The 18,213-nt window shown below is 60.2% G+C and carries 15 protein-coding genes; all 15 read right to left on the bottom strand.

What is annotated here, in order from left to right; genetic code table 11:
• Window positions 1–16: 16 nt before the first annotated feature.
• Window positions 17–481: a multidrug transporter gene (locus D8779_RS02735; protein WP_136662929.1), complete on the bottom strand. Its 465-nt coding sequence runs from the start codon at window positions 479–481 to the stop codon at window positions 17–19.
• 110 nt (window positions 482–591) lie between these two features.
• On the bottom strand, window positions 592–2,031 hold the full coding sequence (locus D8779_RS02730; protein WP_136662928.1) for a mannose-1-phosphate guanylyltransferase/mannose-6-phosphate isomerase: 1,440 nt from the start codon (window positions 2,029–2,031) through the stop codon (window positions 592–594).
• 11 nt (window positions 2,032–2,042) lie between these two features.
• Window positions 2,043–2,168: a hypothetical protein gene (locus tag D8779_RS20900; protein ID WP_276605879.1), complete on the bottom strand. Its 126-nt coding sequence runs from the start codon at window positions 2,166–2,168 to the stop codon at window positions 2,043–2,045.
• A gap of 24 nt (window positions 2,169–2,192) precedes the next feature.
• Entirely contained in the window at window positions 2,193–2,837 is a 645-nt protein-coding gene (locus D8779_RS02725; RefSeq protein WP_136662927.1) for an alginate O-acetyltransferase AlgF, read from the bottom strand.
• 68 nt (window positions 2,838–2,905) lie between these two features.
• A complete protein-coding gene (locus tag D8779_RS02720) occupies window positions 2,906–4,048 on the bottom strand; it encodes an alginate O-acetyltransferase (RefSeq protein ID WP_136662926.1) in 1,143 nt (380 codons plus the stop codon).
• 10 nt (window positions 4,049–4,058) lie between these two features.
• Complete coding sequence (locus tag D8779_RS02715; protein ID WP_136662925.1) at window positions 4,059–5,528, bottom strand: MBOAT family O-acyltransferase; 1,470 nt, start codon at window positions 5,526–5,528, stop codon at window positions 4,059–4,061.
• Window positions 5,529–5,675: 147 nt separating this feature from the next.
• Window positions 5,676–6,776, bottom strand: a complete 1,101-nt coding sequence (locus tag D8779_RS02710) for a mannuronate-specific alginate lyase (protein ID WP_136662924.1) — start codon at window positions 6,774–6,776, stop codon at window positions 5,676–5,678.
• Window positions 6,773–8,212: an alginate O-acetyltransferase gene (locus D8779_RS02705; RefSeq protein WP_136662923.1), complete on the bottom strand. Its 1,440-nt coding sequence runs from the start codon at window positions 8,210–8,212 to the stop codon at window positions 6,773–6,775. The genes D8779_RS02710 and D8779_RS02705 overlap by 4 nt, the downstream gene beginning before the upstream one ends.
• Window positions 8,213–8,222: 10 nt before the next feature.
• Complete coding sequence (gene algG / locus D8779_RS02700) at window positions 8,223–9,809, bottom strand: mannuronan 5-epimerase AlgG (protein WP_136662922.1); 1,587 nt, start codon at window positions 9,807–9,809, stop codon at window positions 8,223–8,225.
• Window positions 9,810–9,819: 10 nt separating this feature from the next.
• On the bottom strand, window positions 9,820–11,268 hold the full coding sequence (locus D8779_RS02695; RefSeq protein ID WP_136662921.1) for an alginate export family protein: 1,449 nt from the start codon (window positions 11,266–11,268) through the stop codon (window positions 9,820–9,822).
• 14 nt (window positions 11,269–11,282) lie between these two features.
• Window positions 11,283–12,650: an alginate biosynthesis TPR repeat lipoprotein AlgK gene (algK, locus tag D8779_RS02690; protein ID WP_136662920.1), complete on the bottom strand. Its 1,368-nt coding sequence runs from the start codon at window positions 12,648–12,650 to the stop codon at window positions 11,283–11,285.
• Window positions 12,651–12,663: 13 nt separating this feature from the next.
• Entirely contained in the window at window positions 12,664–13,830 is a 1,167-nt protein-coding gene (locus D8779_RS02685) for an alginate biosynthesis protein Alg44 (protein ID WP_136662919.1), read from the bottom strand.
• 34 nt (window positions 13,831–13,864) lie between these two features.
• On the bottom strand, window positions 13,865–15,352 hold the full coding sequence (gene alg8, locus D8779_RS02680) for a mannuronan synthase (RefSeq protein ID WP_136662918.1): 1,488 nt from the start codon (window positions 15,350–15,352) through the stop codon (window positions 13,865–13,867).
• Between the two features lie 83 nt (window positions 15,353–15,435).
• Window positions 15,436–16,746 (bottom strand): nucleotide sugar dehydrogenase, encoded by a 1,311-nt coding sequence (locus tag D8779_RS02675; RefSeq protein ID WP_136662917.1) that lies wholly within the window; start codon window positions 16,744–16,746, stop codon window positions 15,436–15,438.
• A gap of 602 nt (window positions 16,747–17,348) precedes the next feature.
• Window positions 17,349–18,128 carry a peroxide stress protein YaaA gene (gene yaaA, locus D8779_RS02670; RefSeq protein WP_136662916.1) on the bottom strand — a complete coding sequence of 260 codons (780 nt, stop codon included), beginning with the start codon at window positions 18,126–18,128 and terminating at the stop codon, window positions 17,349–17,351.
• Between the last annotated feature and the right edge of the window lie 85 nt (window positions 18,129–18,213).

The following is an 18,213-nucleotide window of genomic DNA, read 5'->3' as shown; positions in this document are numbered from 1 at the left end:
GTTCTGTTGAGTTCGATTAACGGCTAAAGCTGCCTTGCAGCCGCTCGGCGCGAAATTTCAGGGTACTGGCGCGATAGCCACTGCGTAGGGTTGGCAGCGGCAGGCAGGTTTGCCACTCGGCGCCTGGCTGCAAGTCACCGGGGCCGCTGTAGCGTGGGGTTTCATACAAGCGCTCGGCCAGATTGATTCTGTCGCCAGGGCGGTAGGCAGCGATTTGCCACTGCAACTCACGCAGGGCGGCTTCACTGTCGTTTTTCAGGTTCAGGGCCAGTGGGCGGTCTCCCGGGCAGCTGTCCGGGGCATAGTCGAGGCGCAGCTCTAAATGAGCCAGGTGGCGGTTCTCGCGGCTTTCTTCCCAGAGCACCCAACTGGTCACCAGGCCTAGGCCGATCAACGCGGCGAGGGAAATCGGCAGCGCCTTGCTCGGGTAGCGGATCAGCAGGATTAACCAGCTCAGTACCAGGATTGCGCCGAATAGCATGGGGAAAGATGGCCTTGATCGATAAACAAGCGTTCATCCTACACAAGGCCGGGTGGCGGGGTACATGCTTTGGATCGCCAGCCCCGGAGCAGAGGCTGGCGTTTTGCGCCTTAGCCTGCGGCGAGGCTGAGGGTTGGGGTTTCGCTACGCCCATAGACATCATCCAGGCGCTGGATGTCGTCTTCACCCAGGTAGCTGCCTGATTGCACCTCGATAATCTCCAGCGGGATTTTGCCGGGGTTGCTCAGGCGGTGCACTGCGGTCATGGGGATATAGGTGGACTGGTTTTCGGTGAGCAGGAACACCTTGTCATCGCAGGTCACCTCGGCGGTGCCGGAGACCACAATCCAGTGTTCGGCGCGGTGGTGGTGCATTTGCAAGGACAGCGTGGCACCGGGGTTGACGGTGATGTGTTTGACCTGGAAGCGACCGCCCATGTCCACCGAGTCATAGGAACCCCATGGCCGATACACCTGGCAGTGGTTCTGGGTTTCGCTGCGGCCGTCGGCGTCGAGTTGGTTGACCATGGCCTTGACGTCCTGCACGCGGTCTTTGTGCACGATCATGGTGGCGTCTTTGGTTTCCACCACCACGATGTCTTGCACGCCGATCACCGAGACCAGCTTGCCGTTGCCGTGCACCAGGCAGTTGTGGCTGTCATGGATCACCACGTCGCCGGACAGCACATTGCCGTGCTGATCTTTGGGGTGAACATCCCAGATCGATGACCAGCTGCCCACATCATTCCAGCCGGCATCCAGCGGTACCACGCAGGCGCGGCTGGTTTTTTCCATCACGGTGTAGTCGATGGAGTTGTCTGGACAGCAGGCGAAGGTGGCGGCGTCGATAGTGATCTGGTCGCCGTCAATCTGGCTGCGCTCAAGCGCCAGCAGGCAGGTGTCGTAGATGTCGGCATCGTGTTGCTTCAGCTCTTCGAGGTAACGGCTGGCGCGGAACAAAAACATGCCGCTGTTCCAGTAGTAGTCACCGCTGGCAACGAATTCGCGGGCGCGGGCTTCGTCGGGTTTTTCGACAAACTGCTGCACGCGCATGCTGCCGGTGGGCAGGGCAGGGTCGACTGCCGATTTGATATAGCCATAGCCGGTTTCCGGGCGGCTGGCGGGGATGCCGAACAGCACCATTTCGCCTTTTTCCGCCGCGCAGGTGGCTAGGGCCAGGGCTTGCTGGAACGCGCGCTGATCGGCCAGCACATGGTCGGCGGGGAGGATCAGCAGCAGTTCATCGCGACCTTCTGCGAGCAACTGCATGGCCGCCATGGCCACGGCAGGCGCGGTGTTACGACCAAAGGGTTCAAGCAGCAGGGTTTGGCTTTCCAGCTGTTGAGTTTTCAACTGCTCGCGCACGATAAAGCGGTGCTCCAGGTTGCACACCAGTACCGGCGGCTGCATGCCTTCGAAACGCAGGCGCTTGATGGTTTGCTGAAACAAGGTGTCGCTGCCGGTCAGGGCGAGAAACTGCTTGGGATACTGTTTGCGCGAAAGAGGCCAAAGACGCGAACCGCTGCCACCGGAAAGGATTACTGGAATCATGTTGTGTACTCCTAAAGCTCGTTTGGTTTGCTTGGGTAGGCGGCCAACAGGCCGGCCTGCCCGGTTACCCAGCCGGGAAAACTGGGGGTACTCCAAAACGTCTGCTCCTGCAGGCGCTGCTTCGCAGTGCCGGTCATGGCCGGCACCTGTACTTGTCTGGGTTAATCGGTTTTCGCTGGGCGCTTGACCCATACCGGTGAGAGGGCGTTGCCGCTGCCGGTAACGTAGAGGCTCACCACTTCACCGCGCGCCAGGCTGACGGGCTTGAGATCGCTGACTTTGCGCTCGCCAGCAAACAGCGCCAGGTTGACCTTGACCGGGTTGACCTCACGCTGGCCGCTGGCGTCCGGGCCTACGGCGTCGACCACGGCTTTACCGTCGGTGGTTTTCAGGCTGAGCTTGCTGTCCGTGAGGTTCTGCACCCGCAGTAGCGCCTTGCGCTTGTTGTTGAACGGGGCTTCGGCCACCAGCTTGGGCGCTTCGCCGTCCTGGCTGACCAGGGTGTAAAACTTTTCGGCCTCAAGCTTTACCGGCAGGTTGTTGCTGCCCACTTGGGCGCTGTAGCTGCCTGCTGGCATAAAGCTGAAATCACTGGAGGCCAGTGGCGCGATGTCGCTTAGCTCGGTATTACCAACGCTGAAGTTGAGTTCGCTATTACCGGCGTTGTAGCCGCGAACAAAGGTCGAGCCCTTGGGCGCGTTTGGCGCATACAGGCCGCCTTCGCCGGCTGTGGCGGAGACACTGGTGAGGCTCAGAGCGAGCGCGCAGGCATAGAACATTCCGAAGGTTGAGGTTGGTCTGTGCATGGGTAGAACTCCATTTAGGTCAATAAAACGGTCGTGCGACCGGGTAAAAACGCTGTTAAAGGCAGGCTTCAACGCCTGTCGCTGGTGACCAAACGCTGGTTGCCAGCGGGTTTTTTCAAACTACTGAGCCACTGCGCATCGAAGTCGCTGAGGTCGTTGCTCATGGGCAGATAGCGCTCGGGGAACTCCCAGATCACCAGTTGCGGTGGGGTGTTTTTGAAGTCATCGCTTTGCAGGTACTTGAGCATCGGGATCAGCGGGCCTTGGCCGTCTTCGGCGTGGTTGCTGAGGTCGCGCTGCAAGTGCTGGCGCAGGGCGCCGGCAAAATTCCACGCGGGGTTGGCGCTGTAGCTGGTGCCAACCAGCGCCACTGGCATGGCGTTGTCGCCGAACAGGCCTGCCTCCTCGCCTGCCTCCTCGGCGGCTTGGGTCTCGCGTTGGCGCAGACGGTCGGGTTGCGGCATCAGGCCGCTGAACCAGGGCTCCAAAGGCAGGAAGCGGGTGAGATCGCCTTTGTAGGGTTTAGTGGCGTTGGCCTGGGTGATAAACCGCTGTGGTTCGCCGTCCAGGGTGATGCCACGTTTGAGCGTGGTGCTCAGTTGTTGCGCGACCAGGTCCGCCCCTTGTGGCGTCCAGTGGGTGTCGGTGCGCAGGAACATGGCGCCCTTGTCCTTGCCCGCCTGCAAGGTGCTTAGCAGGTTAGGGGCGGCGATATCGGCAGCGCTCACCTCAGCGAGAAACTGCTGATAGAGGTTCTGCCGCAGCGGGCTGGTGGGGTTGTCGCCGACAAACTCCGGATATAGGCGCGCCTTGCTCGGCACGATGGCCATCAGCAGCAGTACATCGTGCTTGGCCAGCTCATCGCGAATGCCGTTGATCAGCGCCAGGTTTTCGCTGATTTGCTTAGGACCATCGACTTCTGGCTTGAACTCTTCATCGGAGTACAGCCAGCCTTGTTCGCCGATCTTTACCCCCGTGCGCCCTTCATTGAACAGCAGGTAGTCGAGGGCGGCCCAGAGGTTGGTGCCGATGTCTTTGATCGGCAGCTCTTCGTCGTAGTGCTGCTCAAAGGTTTTGGCCAGGTTGCCATCGAGCACACTGAACTCGGCAGGCGTGCGGTAGCTCACTACGCCGCGCAGGGAGGCCGCAAAGAGCAGGGCCAGGATGCCGATAAACAGGGCGACATAGAGCTTACGTAACGGACGCGTCATGGTCGGCTCCTCAGAACTGGAAGTAGAGAAAGGGTGAGTAGCTCTGCGCCGAAAGTTTCAGCACGGAGGCGCAGAACAGCAGCAGTAAGGCGCCGCGTAGCAGGTAATGGGGCAGGGCGACTGTGGCGCCGTTGGCCTGTAGGGCCAGCGATGGGTTGGCGGGTGTTGCGGGGCGCGAGCGATAGAACTGGCGCAGGCCACAGAACGCCATCACCGCATAGGCCAGCACCAAGGTGGCGACCTGCAGGTCGGTGATGCTGGCGCGGTTCAGTTCACTCAGCGCCCAGCCTTGGCTGCTGAATATCGCCGGGCTGAACATAGCGCTGTACATGCGCCAGGCCACGTCGAGGTTTTCGGCGCGGAAGATCACCCAGCCGAGCATCACCAGGAGGAAGGTAAAGGCCCATTTCAGTGGGTTGATTACCTTGGGCGCGGCGTTTACGCCGAACAGGCGCTCGATCGCGAGCCACATGCCATGCCACGCGCCCCAGATCAGGAAGGTCCAGTTAGCGCCGTGCCACAGGCCGCCCAACAACATGGTCAAAAACAGATTGCGGTAGGTGTTGAAGGTGCCACCACGGTTACCGCCCAGCGGCACGTACAGGTAGTCGCGCAGCCAGGTGGAGAGGCTGATGTGCCAGCGCCGCCAGAATTCGGTAATCGACTGGCTCATGTAAGGCTGATTGAAGTTTTCCATAAAGCGGAAACCCATCATCAAACCAAGACCGATGGCCATGTCGCTGTAACCGGAGAAGTCGAAATACAGCTGCGCGGTGTAGGCGATCATGCCCAGCCAGGCATCACCGGTGCTGGGGTTGCTCAGGGCAAAGCAGTGATCGACCAGGGGCGCCAGGCTGTCGGCGATAAACACCTTTTTCACGAAACCCTGCATAAAGCGCGTAGCGCCTTCGCTGAACTTGTCGAGGCTGTGCGTGCGGTCGGTGAACTGGTCGGCCAGGTCTTTGTAGCGAAGCACGGGGCCTGCGATCAGCTGGGGGAACAGGGCGATAAACGCGGCAAAATTAACCAGGTTTTCCGTGGGTTTGGTGTCGCCGCGGTACACGTCGATCAGGTAGCTGAGCGACTGGAATATATAGAAGGAAATGCCGATGGGCAGGATCACGTGGGTCAGCAGGAACGGCTCAAAGCCGGCGCCTTCTAGCACCTTGTTGATGTTTTCCACGCCAAAGTTGGCGTACTTGAAGTAGCCCAGGGTCGCCAGGTTGCCGACCACACCCCAGAGCACCCAGCGCTGCGCGGCTTTGGATTTAACCCCCGCCTGGTAAATGCGCAGGCCGAAGATGTAGTTCCACAGCGTGACCGCCACAAACAGCAGGAGGAAATCCACCCGCCACCAGGCGTAGAAGGCGTAGCTGCCGATCAGGATCAGCAGGTTGCGATAGCGATTACTGCTCAGGTAATACAGGCCAAGAAAGACCGGCAAGAACAAGAACAGGAACACGTTGGATGAAAAGACCATCCGTTTCTCTCCGTTGAGTGACGCGGGTCAAGGGCCAAGCCCCCCCTTTCCCCCCCACACCTGTGGACGGGTTTTGCAACATGCCCAACGAGTGGGCGAAGAGCGCGCGGTGCAGGCCGGCTCTCCTGGTTATTCAGTGCATGGTGTTTAGCTGTCGCCGGCCTTTTGCGGGCTGAACAACTGGCTGACATCGCCGCCGAGGCGGAAGGTTCGGAACGGGCCCATTTCCTGTTGCAACGCCTGGGCCTCGGCCGAGCAGGTATAGAGCACGCAATAAGGCGCCAGCCAGGCGTATTTGTTGGGTTTTTCCAGGTCGTCCATGTCCTGTTTTTCGTCAGTTTTGGCGGCGAAATCGTCCGGGTCATCCACGCCGTTCAGCACCCGTTTTGCCAAGCGTTGCAGTGCGCCTTGGTTTTCCGCACGCAGGTCGACGCCGTTGGCTTGGGCGAAGGCGGCCACCATCATCAGCGGCGGCAGGCTGTAGTTGTGATAGGCCAACGCGCGCTGACGGCGTTTGAGCTCGTTGGGCAGATAGCCCTCGGCATCGACTTGGTTGGCACCCACGCGAAACTGCGCCACCGACCAGTCGAACAGGTCGCGACGATCGGTGGCGATGGCCGTGGCCATTACCGACCAGGCGGACCAGTAGCTGTGGTTGTTGATTTTCTTCAGCGGCAGGTCGCTCCAGTCCTGCACGGTGTGCTCGGCCAGTTGGCTGAACCAGGCTTCGATCTGCTGGGCCTGTTGCGGGTAGGCCGCGAGTGGCTGCGAGGCGGAAAACTTCAGGTGCAGGTAGGACGAGGCCAGGCTGCCCAGCGCCCATTTGCGCACCGATTTACCGGTGTGGTTGTACTCGCTGCTGAGCAAGGCGTCGGCGGCGGCCCACTCGTTTAGCCACTGCAATGCGCATTCGAGCTGCGCCGGCTGGCCGTCGCGCATGTACTGCATGATTTGTTTGCTGACCCCGCGCTCCATCTCTGTGATGGCGGCGGTCTTCTCGCGGAAGGCTTTTTCCGAGTCGAGATTGAGGGTGGCGCGGGCCTTACCGGAGCCTTCGTATTTGCTGCGAAACACCAGCTTGTCGGTATAGGGCTGCGGTGTGGCCGCGCAGGCTTGTGGTTTTTTCTCGGTAAGCAGTACCGGCGCATAGTAGCCAGCCGGGGGCACCAGCTTGCTGGCGTTGGCGAGTGGTATGCACAGCGCGCTGCCGAGTAGGCAGGGGGTCAGTAACCAATGGTTGATCTTCATTGCGAATCCTTGGCCTGTTGCGCCTGGGCCACCACGGCCTTGCCCGTGTCCGGGCGTTGGCACAGGGTGGCGTCGACGCTGAGATTGGCCGGCATGTTTTCCGGGCTGTGGATTTCCAGGGCGAGCAGGTTGAGGTCGGCCCAGTCGGGGTCGTTGCGCAGTTCAAAAACGTAGCGCCCGGCGGTGTCGACGCGGTCGCTCTGTTCGAGCTTGAATTGTTCGCGGCGGCCATTGAGGTACCAAAGCGTGGCCTGGGCTTCATGCACGCTGGGGTCACTGAAGGTCAGATCGACTTGGTAATCACCACCGCGCAGGTCCACCAGTTGCCGGCCCTTGCCGTTGACCAGCACCTCGTTGCTGCCGGGCTTGAGATTGACGGTGTTGTGCAGAGCGGCGGTTTTGCCGACACAACCGTTTTCCACCAACGGGCGTGCTTGGCGGTAGAAGCTGGCCTGGGCCAGGTCATAGTGGGTGGCGAACTCCCAGATCAGCACTTTTGGCGGATTTTCGTGAAACTCCTGGCTGCTCATGTATTGCAGCAGGGCGCTGTCGAAACCGCCGCCACTGACCGCCAGGTTGAGCACTTCGGCGCCGCTGTGCTGCTGCAAAAAGCCGGCAAAGTTGTAGGCCGGGCCGCTGTTGCTGGTGCCCACCAGTGCCACCTGCGGGTCGGCTTCGTCGCCGAACAGGCTGTCGCTGTCGGCTTCACCCTGGGTGGTGGTCTCGAAGCGCGGCACATACTGGGTGGCGTAGCTGGTGCCGCAGAATTGTGCGGCGGTCTTGTGCAAGGTGCCGGCCTTGGGCAGCAGGCCGACCACCTTGCTCTCGAAGTCTTTCTTGGGGATGTCGGCGAAGCCTGGGATCTGCTCCAGGGTTTTGCTCACCAGTTCGGCGGTACGCTCGGCGCCGGCGGGGGTCCAGTGGTGGTCAGCCTGAAAGTAGTAGTCGGTCTCTACGCCTTGTTCATCAAACAGTGGCGACAGATCAGGGGTCCAGATGCCGGCTTGGCGAAAGCCCTCGATGGCCTTCAGGTAGTTCTGTTTAGCCAGCTTGAAGTCGAACTGGGCCTTTTCTGCTGCCGTGAGCTTTTCACGGTTCACCAGGCCACGGGTGGGTTGGTAGACGATCACCAGCTCCACGCCTTTGGCTTTCAGGGCATCGCGCAGCTTTTTGAACTGCCGATAGCCAGCGGGCGTGGTGCCAAAGTCGGTGCGCAGGTCATAGCGGCTACGGAATAACCAGTCGCCTTCACCCTGCACCAGGGCGGTGAAAAAACTCAGGTACTTGGTGTTGTACTGGCTTGGGTCTTGCGCTGCGGGGCACAACGGGCCGACCCGTTGTGCCTGGTATTGCGGGCTGGCCAGGACGCTGCCGGCGGCACCCAGCAGGGTGCAGGCGAGGGCCAGTTGGCGGAGTGGCAGGTGGGCTGTGATCATGTTGGCGTCCTCAATCCTGGAGTTCGGTCTGGCGTTCGACGGGGTCAATTAGCACGGCCAGATTGCGTCGCACCATCAGGTCGAGAATTTCTTCCTGTTTTTCGCCGAGGATGCCGCTGAAGCTGATACCCGTGCTCTTGGTGGGCGCGATCAGCTTCACGCGGTACAGCTCAACCGACAGCGGCGAGTCGATGGACAGTGGGCCGGAGCCGTTGGCCGCGAGGGTGCCGCCGACCACGATCATGGAAATCTTGGTGTCGAAGGGGTCCAGGGAGATGTTGCGGTCGGTGGCCGAGAGATCCTTGATGTGGCCGTATACGCCGGTGAGGGCGTTGGCCGCCGAGACGTTTTCGTACAGGCGAATGTCCACGCTGTTGCGTACCCGAATACCGTGGCGGGCGTTGTTCAGCACCTTGTTGCCCCACAGCAGGTTGTGCGAACTCTCGTACAGGGTGATGCCGTCGGCGTGGTTCTGGCTGACTTCGTTGTAGGCGATCAGATTGTTGATGCTGTTACGGTCGATGACGATGCCGGAGAGCTTGTTGTCGTAGCTCTTGTTGTTGATGATCCAGCTGTCATCCACCTCGCGGGAGATGATGATGCCGTGCTTCTTCTTGGTGCCGTGCACGGTGTTCTCGGCAATGATCAGGCCGTGGGAACGGTCGTGCGGGTCAATGCCATAGACGATGTTGTCGCGGTAGGTATTGCCTTTGATCACTACGTCGGCGGCTTCGTAGCAGTAAAAACCGTACCAGTGATCGACGAACTCGGAGTTGAGCAGCCAGCCGGTCGGCTCTTTGCGCTGCAGGCGCTTGTGCATGTTCGGGGTGTACTGGGTGATGCTGACCCCGTAGGACTTACTGGTGTTGTAACCGAGGCTGGTGACCACGCTGTCTGAGATATACAACTCGCTGCCGCCCCACGACACCAAGAACGGGCGGAACTCGTCGGGCTTGCGGAAGGTGGCCGGGCCGTTATCCGCTTCGCGCCAGGCGGTCAGGCGGGTGTCGGTGATAAACAGCTTGCCGTCGTTGACCATGAACGCGCCGCGCTCTTGCGACAGGCGCAGTTCCTCGACGTTTTTATCGACATGCAGGGTCGCATTCTGGGCGACCACGATAGGCAGGCGTGCCAGGTAAACGCCGGGCTTAACTTGGCGGAACTGGTTATCGGGCAGGCGCTTGGCGAGGTCTTGCAGGGTGACGTAGCCACCTTCGATAAAGATCGCATTGGGCATGCCCTGTTGCCGTTTGACCCACTCACGCAGGCGTTCATCGCCGCCGATAAAGTCCTTCAAGGCGTCCTGTTGCAGCATGCTGCGCACCACCACCTGACCCTTCTTACTGCGCTCGATCTTGGCTTTTACCGCCTCAGCGGTGTAGCCAGAGAGGTCGGGCAGGGTGGGTGTGTCCAGGTGCAGCGGCTCAATCGGGGCGCTGGTGACCGTGTAGGTTTTGGCCTGCTTGAGCGTTTGCGTGGGCTCGCTCTCAGCGGCTTGCACCCAAGGCGCGGCCAGTTGCAGCGCGCCGACTAGTACGCCGCTGCAGAGCAAACCGATGCCGAAGCGCTGCTTAATTTTGTCTGGCTGTTCTGTCATAGGGCTACCCTCAGAATCTCCAGATAAAGTCGACGAAGGCGCGATGCATCAGCGCGTCGGTGTCGCTGCCATAGGCCTTGCCGGGCTTGAACACGCCACCACGGAAGCGCACCAGGGCCGAACGCTCGTCCAGGTGCTCGGCCATCGAAGCTGGTAACAGGCCCTGTTTGAAGTATTTGGTCACCACCAGATCGAGTTCCTGGCCGACCTCTTTCTCGCCGGCTTGCAGCGGCGCGATGATGCCGCTGTCGCCGATGTCCTGCTGGTCGTCGACCCGCCAGAACTGGTGATAAACCAGGCTGGCGTCGTAGTCGTCGCGCAGCTGCCAAGAGGTGAACGCCGTGGCCACCTGCAGGTTGGAAAGCTCGCCGCGGAAGGCTTCGCCGAAACGGTGCATGCGCGCATTGGTACCGGTGAAGTTGGAGCGGTTGCTCTCCAGTCCGGTCTGGCGGAACTGCTCGGAGCTGTCGTCATCACCGCCGCCGCTACCACGGGCATACGCGCCACCAAGACGCCAGTTGTCATCGATGTTCCAGCGCAGGCCAAGGTCCACGGCCCAGGCGTTGACATCGACGTTGCGCGCGCCATTGGCCAGGCGCTGGTCGCCGATCACCTGTTGTTCAAGCTCATCGATATCACCGTTCAGCCAAGTGGCTTGCGCCCAGTAATTGAGCGGCATAGTCGAGCGGCGGTTGAAAAAGTCGCCGTCGGCGCTCAGGCCCAGCCAGGTGAGGTCGCCGGTGTAGCGCTTGCTCATTTCGTCTATGGCTTCGCCGGGGTTAGCCAGCTCGCCAGTGTCGCGGCTGTGGTGGGCCTTGAAGCCGAGCCAATGGCCGGGCTTCCACTGCGTCGAGATGTCGCCGAACAGGTGTTGGCGGTCTTCGTCTTCTGGGGCCAGTTCGTCGAGGTCGGTGCGGTAGTCGGAGTAACGTTCGGCGACGCCGACATGGGCTTTGAGCAGGGTGGTGTCGAAGCTCCAGCGCAACGCTTCGATGTTGGTGTCCCACCAGGTGCCGTCGTCGCTGCGCATGCGCTGGCGGCCCAGGCGCAGGTGTTCGCCGGGGTAGGCGGTCAGGCCTTTGTAGTCGACCCAAAATTCGCGCAGGGCCAGGTAGCTTTTGTCTGGCTCGCGGCCGGTGTTGCCGCCGCTGCTGCTGGCCTCGCTCTCGTTGGACTGCAGGGTGTCGGTTTCAATGATGTCGGTCGCCGTGACGGCCTGGCCCAAGGCAAAGGCGCTCCAGTTGCCGCGTTCGCCATAGACCCAGGGACGCACGTCTAGGGCGATACCGTGAACGTCGCCACCGTCACGGGTGCCGAGGTCGCGGTCGTCTTCCGACTGCGCGGTGATCTTGAGGTCGATACCGAAGTTGTCGTCGCTCATTTGCGCCGCCCAGGCGGAGGAAGCCGACAACAGGGAGACGCTCAGGCCGAGGCCGGTGGTGATCCGGTTAAGGTGCATTGAATATCCTTTTCTCATGGCAGCTGCGCCTGCATAGGCTGTTGTTCCTGCCAGGCATTGCCACGCAGTTGGCGCTCTTCGCGCAGCATGCGTTCAGCCTTGAGGCGTTCTGTTGGGGCCAGACGTTGGTTGACCTCGCTGGCCAGCTCAGTGGCCGCCGGGGTGTCTTTGGGCAGGGCCAGTTGACTGAACACATAGGCACTGGCCATGTCCGGCTGAATGCCTTTGCCCTGAGAAAACATCTGCGCCAGGGCAAAGTCGGCGTTGAGCTGGCCGCCACGGGCGGCGCTGAGCAGGTGATCCAGCGCCTGTTGCGGGTAGATGTCGCCGAGGTAGCCGCGCAGGTAAATTTGGCCGAGGAAGTAGTTGGCGCTGGGTTCGCTGGGGGCGGCTTTGCGCAGGTGTTCTTCGGCTTTGTGCGGGTTTTGTGGCAGCAGCTTGCCTTCGTAGTAGAGGCGCCCGAGCAGCAGTTCGGCGCGCGGCAGAGCGGCGGCGCGACCTTGCTTGAGGTAGCCCTGCATTTGCTCGATGTCGCCCAGCGCGGGGTAGTCGTAGAGCAGGCGTGCCAAGCTGACCCACGCGGCGGGGTAGTCCGGCGCGATGCTTTCGAGCATCTCCTGGGCGGTGTCTTCGTCGGGCTGGCCCAGTTCGGCGTCGGCGAGCACCGAGGCCACGTCATCCACCCGTTGCGCCGGCACTGCGCCGCTGCGGTAGGCGCTCATCAGGCGCTCTACCAAGGCTTGTTGTTTGTCTGCCTCGCCTTGCTTTTGGTACACGGTGGCCAGCTCGGCGTAGCAAGTGTCGGCCTCGCTAATCAGGCCTTGGCAGATATTTTCGATCTCATCCAAGTGCTGATCGTAAGTGCCTTGGGTGCGGTAAAAGAGGATTTGCGCGAGATCGGCCTGGGAATAGCCCTGCTGGCGCCAGGTCGCGATACGTTGTTGTACGTTCATATCGGGAAAGTCCTGTGGATATTGCAGATAGAGCATCACCAGCGGCAGCAAGCTGCTGGGCTCGCCAGCGCTGAAGGAGTCGTTGAGCAATTGAGCGGCTTCGCGGCGCTCGGCAGCGCTGTTGTTGGGCTTGCGTGCGAGCAACTTGCCCAGCCGGGCCTGTGCCCGTGGCGACTCATCGAGTGCCAGGCGGTAGGTCTGTTCGGCCTTGTCCACGTCAGCTGGGCTGCCGTTGGCCAATTGCAGGTCGGCCAGGCCGATCTGCGCCTCGACATAGCCCAGCTCGGCCAGTTGGCTGAAGTGCTGCTCGGCCAATTGGCTGTCGCCGCGCTTCAGCGCCTCCTTGGCCAGTTGCTGATCGGGTAGCCCGGCACAACCGGACAGCAGCGCAGCACTGAGCAACAACAGATGAGGAGATGTATTCGCCATGTCCGCGTCCTCCTTAGAAGCCAGCCGCCACGGCTTTATCGATGACCCAGTCGAGCGATGGACCGCGGTCAATCACCACTTCCACGGGCTGACCGGCGAGGGTGCTGGGTAAGGTGGCGTCCGGTTCGATTTCCGCGCGAATGTCCGAAGACAGGCCGCCCTGGTGCAGGCTGGTGCTGATGATCTTGCCGCGGCGTGGCGTGTCTTCACCGGCTACCCAGAAGTTCACACGCGTACCGGTGCGGGTCTGGGCAATGTTGCGGTAAGGGAAGCTGGCGGTGACGGTGGCCTTGCTGTCTTGCGGCACCAACTCGAAGATCACATCGCCTTTATTGGCGAACTGGCCATCGGCGACCAATTGGTTGGAGATTTTGCAGTTGCATGGGCTGGTCAGGGTGCCCTTCATCTGCTTGCCGAACAGCTCTTCGACGTTAGCCGGAGTCAGTTGCTCGTCAGCCAAGTGGCCTTTGAGCATCTCCAGCATGGTGGCGGAGAAGGAGGCAATTGGCGCGCCCTTGTCCACTACTCCGCCGGGGCCGGCCAGGCTTTGTACTGTGCCTTCACGCGGCATGGTCACCTGCATACTCGGCACATTGACCATGGCCGATTCTGCGTGGGTGACGAAGTACAGGCCGTACACCGACTTGAAAATAAAACCGAATGCCGCCAGCCCGACTAGGAAGATGCCCAGGCTGAACGTTACGGCCTTGAGGCGGCCGAAGGCGCTCATGCTGGTGCCGCCGTTGTTGTGCTTGCGCGCCTTGGTGAAATTTTCGCGCTGCAGAGTGCTGAGCAGGTCGCCGGCGCTGATCAACTCACCGCCCAGGTAAGCGCTGATCAGGTGGTGCAGGGTGGCTTGCTCGCGCGGCTTGAGGTTGTGCAGTTGGCAGCCGACACGGTTGCTGTCGACATCCACCGAACGTGCCTGGAATTCGATGTCGATGCCCAGGTTGAAGCTGTCGAGCTTGAATTGCAGGCGGCCTTTGTGAAAGTCGCCGATCTGGATCTGCTGCTTGCTGTCGATAAAGCAGAAGCCGCCCGCCGAGATATCGCTGAGCGGCATCTCGATGCGTTCACGCTGCTTGTTCAGGTAATGCAGCACCACCGGGATTTTTACCCGGGCATGTTGGCGCTGAGCTTCGGACTCGTGGGTAACATTGACGTTAACGGCTGTGTTCATGTGTGCAAATTCCTATGCAAAAGATAACCGGTGGTCACACCAGCACCATGAGTGCGGCGACGAAGATGCTGGCGGCAGAGAAAGTCATGGCCCGCGAGGACCAGGTGTTGAACCAACGCTGAAAACTCACCAGGCCGCGATCCAACTTGGTGTTCTGGCGGGTCCAGGATTGCTGGTCGAGGCGGAAGAACACGTAGATCTTCACCAGCGCACCGACGATCTGGTTGTAATAAAGAATCAGTGGGTAAGCCGGGCCGATGTGGTGGCCGCTGACGCTGAGCAGCAGGCTCAATACCAGGCGGGTCAGGCCGATCCACAGCAGGTACGCCAGCAGGAAGCCGAAGCCGTATTTGATGCTGGCGATGATCGCCACGCTCAGGCCAAGCAGGCTGGTCCACATCGACACGCGCTGGTCGAACAGCACCAGGCTGGTGAAGCCGCCCAGGCGCTTGACCCCAAGGCGCAGGGCGCGGGCGTTCTGCCGCAGGTTATTGCCGTACCAGCGAAACATCAGCTTGCGGCTGGCCTTGATAAAGCTTTTTTCTGGCGGGTGCTCGACCGTGTTGATCGCCGCATCCGGCACGTAGAAGGTGTCGTAGCCCAGGCGCATCAGGCTGTACCAGCTGGACTTGTCATCCCCGGTGAGGAACTGGAAACGGCCCAGGCGCCAGTGTTCGAGGTGGTCGCTTTCCACGTCGGCGATAAACGCCGGGTCCGTGACCACGGCAGCGCGGAACACTGACATGCGCCCGGTCATGGTCAGTACGCGCTTGCTCAGGGCCATCGAGCACATGTTGAGGTGGCGCTGGGCAAAACGCAGCTTGTGCCATTCACTCATCACATAGCCGCCGCGCACCTCGCAGAACTCATTGGTGGTGAGACCGCCGACATTGGGGAACAACTTGAACCAGGGTACGGTTTTGCGCACCACGCCTTCGCCGAGCACGGTGTCGCCGTCGATCACCGCCACTACTGCGTCGGCTGCCGGCATCTGCCGCGAGATGGCGCGAAAACCATAGGCCAGGCCGTCACGCTTGCCGGTGCCGGGAATTCGCACAAAGCTCAAGGTGACGTGCGCCGGGGGCTGCATCTGCGCCCAGAGGTTTTTCACCAGCAGCTCATCAGACAACTCGACAATGGAGCAGACCACGTTGGTCGGGTAGCCGCACTCGATCGCTTCGCGGATCACCGAGCGGTACACCTGAGCGGTGGTCAGGGCGTCGATGCGAAAACTGGTGACCAGTAAAAACACCTGGGACGGGTCGGTGTCCGTACCCAGCTTGGCGACCTTGCGCCGGTAGTGCGGGAACACCACATAGAGAAACAGCATGCCGCGTACGAAGTGCACGGCACCCATGGAATAACGCCAGATGCCCACTGCGCCGATCAACAGCAGGTAGTCGCGCGACTCGGGGTCGAACACGCTCCTGGGCAGTGCCAGCGCAAGCAGCATCAGCAGTGATACGTAGAACAGCCAGCCAGCAGCCTGGTTGAGGCCGCTTTTCAGCGTGTGCAGGTGCATAAACATATCCATCGTTTGTGCCGGGTAGACCCTGGGTCAGCACGTGGCCGCCCAGGGTGTGCGTGGGCTGTTAGCCGTTGCGCTTACCAGCAAATACCTTCGCTGCCGGCACGCGATGCGGTCGGCATAAAGCCCACCAGATCGACCACGTGTTTGCCGTGCAAGGCTTGCTGCGCCAGGGGGGCAAAGTGCATGTCGCTGTTGCCCAACACGATGATGTCGGCGTTATCCACCACCGCATCGAAATCACTGCTGAGCAGCGAAGACACGTGGGGAATCTTCGACTCGATGTACTCCTTGTTCGCCCCGTAAACGCGGGCGTACTCGACGTTGCGGTCGAAGATGCTCAGGTCGTAACCCTTGCCGATAAGCATTTCCGCCAGCTCTACCAACGGGCTTTCGCGCAGGTCATCGGTGCCCGCCTTGAAGCTCAAACCGAGCAGGGCGACTTTGCGTTTGTCGTAGCTGGCGATGATGTCGAAGGCGTTCTGCACCTGGATGCCGTTGCTGCGCATCAGCGAGCCAATCAGCGGTGCGTCGACGTCCAGAGAGCCGGCGCGGTAGGACAGGGCGCGCACGTCCTTGGGCAGGCACGAGCCGCCGAAGGCAAAACCGGGTTTCATGTAGTACTTGGACAGGTTGAGTTTGTGATCCTGGCAGATCACGTCCATCACATCGCGACCATCCACGCCGGCCGCTTTGGCGATATTGCCGATCTCGTTGGCGAAGGTGACCTTGGTGGCGTGCCACACATTGCAGGTGTACTTGATCATCTCGGCGACATCGATGTTCTTACGAATGATCGGTGCATCCAGCTCGCTGTAGATGGCTTCCAGCAAGTCGCCGGAGGCTTGATCAAACTCGCCAATCACCGTCATGGGTGGGAAATCGTAGTCCTTGATTGCCGTACTTTCACGAAGGAATTCCGGGTTGACTGCAAGCCCGAAATCGACCCCGGCCTGCTTGCCTGAGCTCTCTTGCAGAATTGGCAGTACCACATTTTTGGCGGTGCCCGGCAGCACGGTGCTGCGTACCACCACGGTGTGGCGCTCGGTTTTGTCGCGCATGGCCAGGCCAATTTCGCGGCACACGCCTTCGATGTAGTTCAGCTCCAAATCGCCGTTTTTCTTGCTCGGCGTGCCGACGCAGATAAACGACACGTCGCTGTTCAGTACGGCGTCGGCTACATCCGTGGTCCCGCGCAAATGCCCCGAGGCCAACCCCTGTTGCAGTAGCGCTTCCAGGCCTGGTTCGACGATGGGCGACTTGCCGTTGTTGATCAGGTCAATCTTGCTTGCGGATATATCCACACCAATTACATGGTGGCCGCGTGCCGATAAGCACCCCGCACAAACTGCGCCTACATAACCCAAACCGAATATGCTGATTCGCATTGTATTTACCTCGTCCATTTATTGCGCAATTGAGTAGTGGCTATTAACCACGGTTGTTCGTTAGTTCGGCACGGTTAGGTGTTCGAACTAATGCAGGCATTAAAATTAATTGGCAACTGTGAGCCGTTGCCGGCGTCGGGCTTTATAACTAGCACGCCCGTTCTATTTGGTTGCCCAGTAACACGGCAGGCTCTGGGCTAGGCTTTTACAGAGTTATTGAAGGTTCGATAGTTCCGCCTTGTGTTTATCCGTTACTTTCTATTGGCCAAGTTTCTACGCCAGACATGGGTCCGCTGTTAATGGCAGATATACTCATGCGGAAGTTGCATGAAGAAAAACATCGTGTCGCTATGAGTCTGATGCTTTTCTGATGGTTCCTACCGTTCGTCATGTTTTGTAATGAAATGAGAACTGCGTGGTAGTTGTGCGTTGATGGCACTTTGCAACTGTTGTTAGAGGGAAATCGCGCGGTGTTTATGCGTGCGTAAAAGTTCCACAGTAAAGTGCAAGCGTAATAAAGCTGACTGGTTGAGTAGTTATTGAATGAGGATGCTGAATAGCGCGGAGCGGGCCATTTCGGGGCCCGCAGAGGTGGCGGGGGGTTAATCGTGGGAGTGGTCGCGGAGGAAAACTAATGTGTCAGGTGTCGAATTTTCAGCCGAATAACGGTAACCCTCAGAGGTGAAATCCTTGAGGCCGGCTGGGTTGGTCAGACGTTCCTTGATCACATAGCGGGCCATCAGGCCGCGGGCTTTTTTTGCGTAGAAACTGATGATTTTGTACTGACCGTTCTTCTGATCCTTGAACTCGGTGTTGATCAGGCGTGCATTCAGCGCTTTGCGTTTTACCGCGCTGAAGTATTCATTGGACGCCAGGTTGAGCAATACCTCATCGCCTTGAGCCGCCAGCGCCTCATTCAACCAGCCGCTGATGCGCTCGCCCCAGAAATCGTAAAGGTTATTGCCGCGCGGGTTGGCCAGCTTGGTGCCCATTTCCAGGCGATAAGGCTGCATCAGGTCCAATGGCCGGAGTACGCCGTAGAGGCCAGAGAGCATGCGCAGGTGATCCTGAGCGAAGTCGAAGTCGGCTTCGCTGAAATCTTCGGCCTGCAACCCGGTGTATACATCGCCTTTGAACGCCAGCAGCGCCTGCTTGGCGTTGGACGGGTTGAACGGCCGCTCCCAGCTGCCGAAACGCGCGGCATTGAGGCCGGCGAGCTTGTCCGAGAGGTGCATCAATTCGGCGATTTGCGCCGGGCTGAAGTCGCGCAGTTGCTGGATAAGTTCCTGGGCGTGATCAAGGTGTTCCGGTTGGGTAAAACGCGAGGTTGCAGACGGCGTCTCGTAATCGAGGGTCTTGGCCGGGGAAATCACCATCAACATAAGCTTGCTCCTGAAAGTCTGCGGCGATTCTAGAAGCTGTGAGCCGCTGAGACTACCTATGGGGGCGATTGGTTTTGCGGCTTGA

It is taken from the genome of Pseudomonas leptonychotis (assembly GCF_004920405.1).
GTDB classification, from domain to species: domain Bacteria; phylum Pseudomonadota; class Gammaproteobacteria; order Pseudomonadales; family Pseudomonadaceae; genus Aquipseudomonas; species Aquipseudomonas leptonychotis.
Note: the sequence above shows the minus strand (reverse complement) of the source record. Positions and strands in the feature narration are given on the sequence as shown.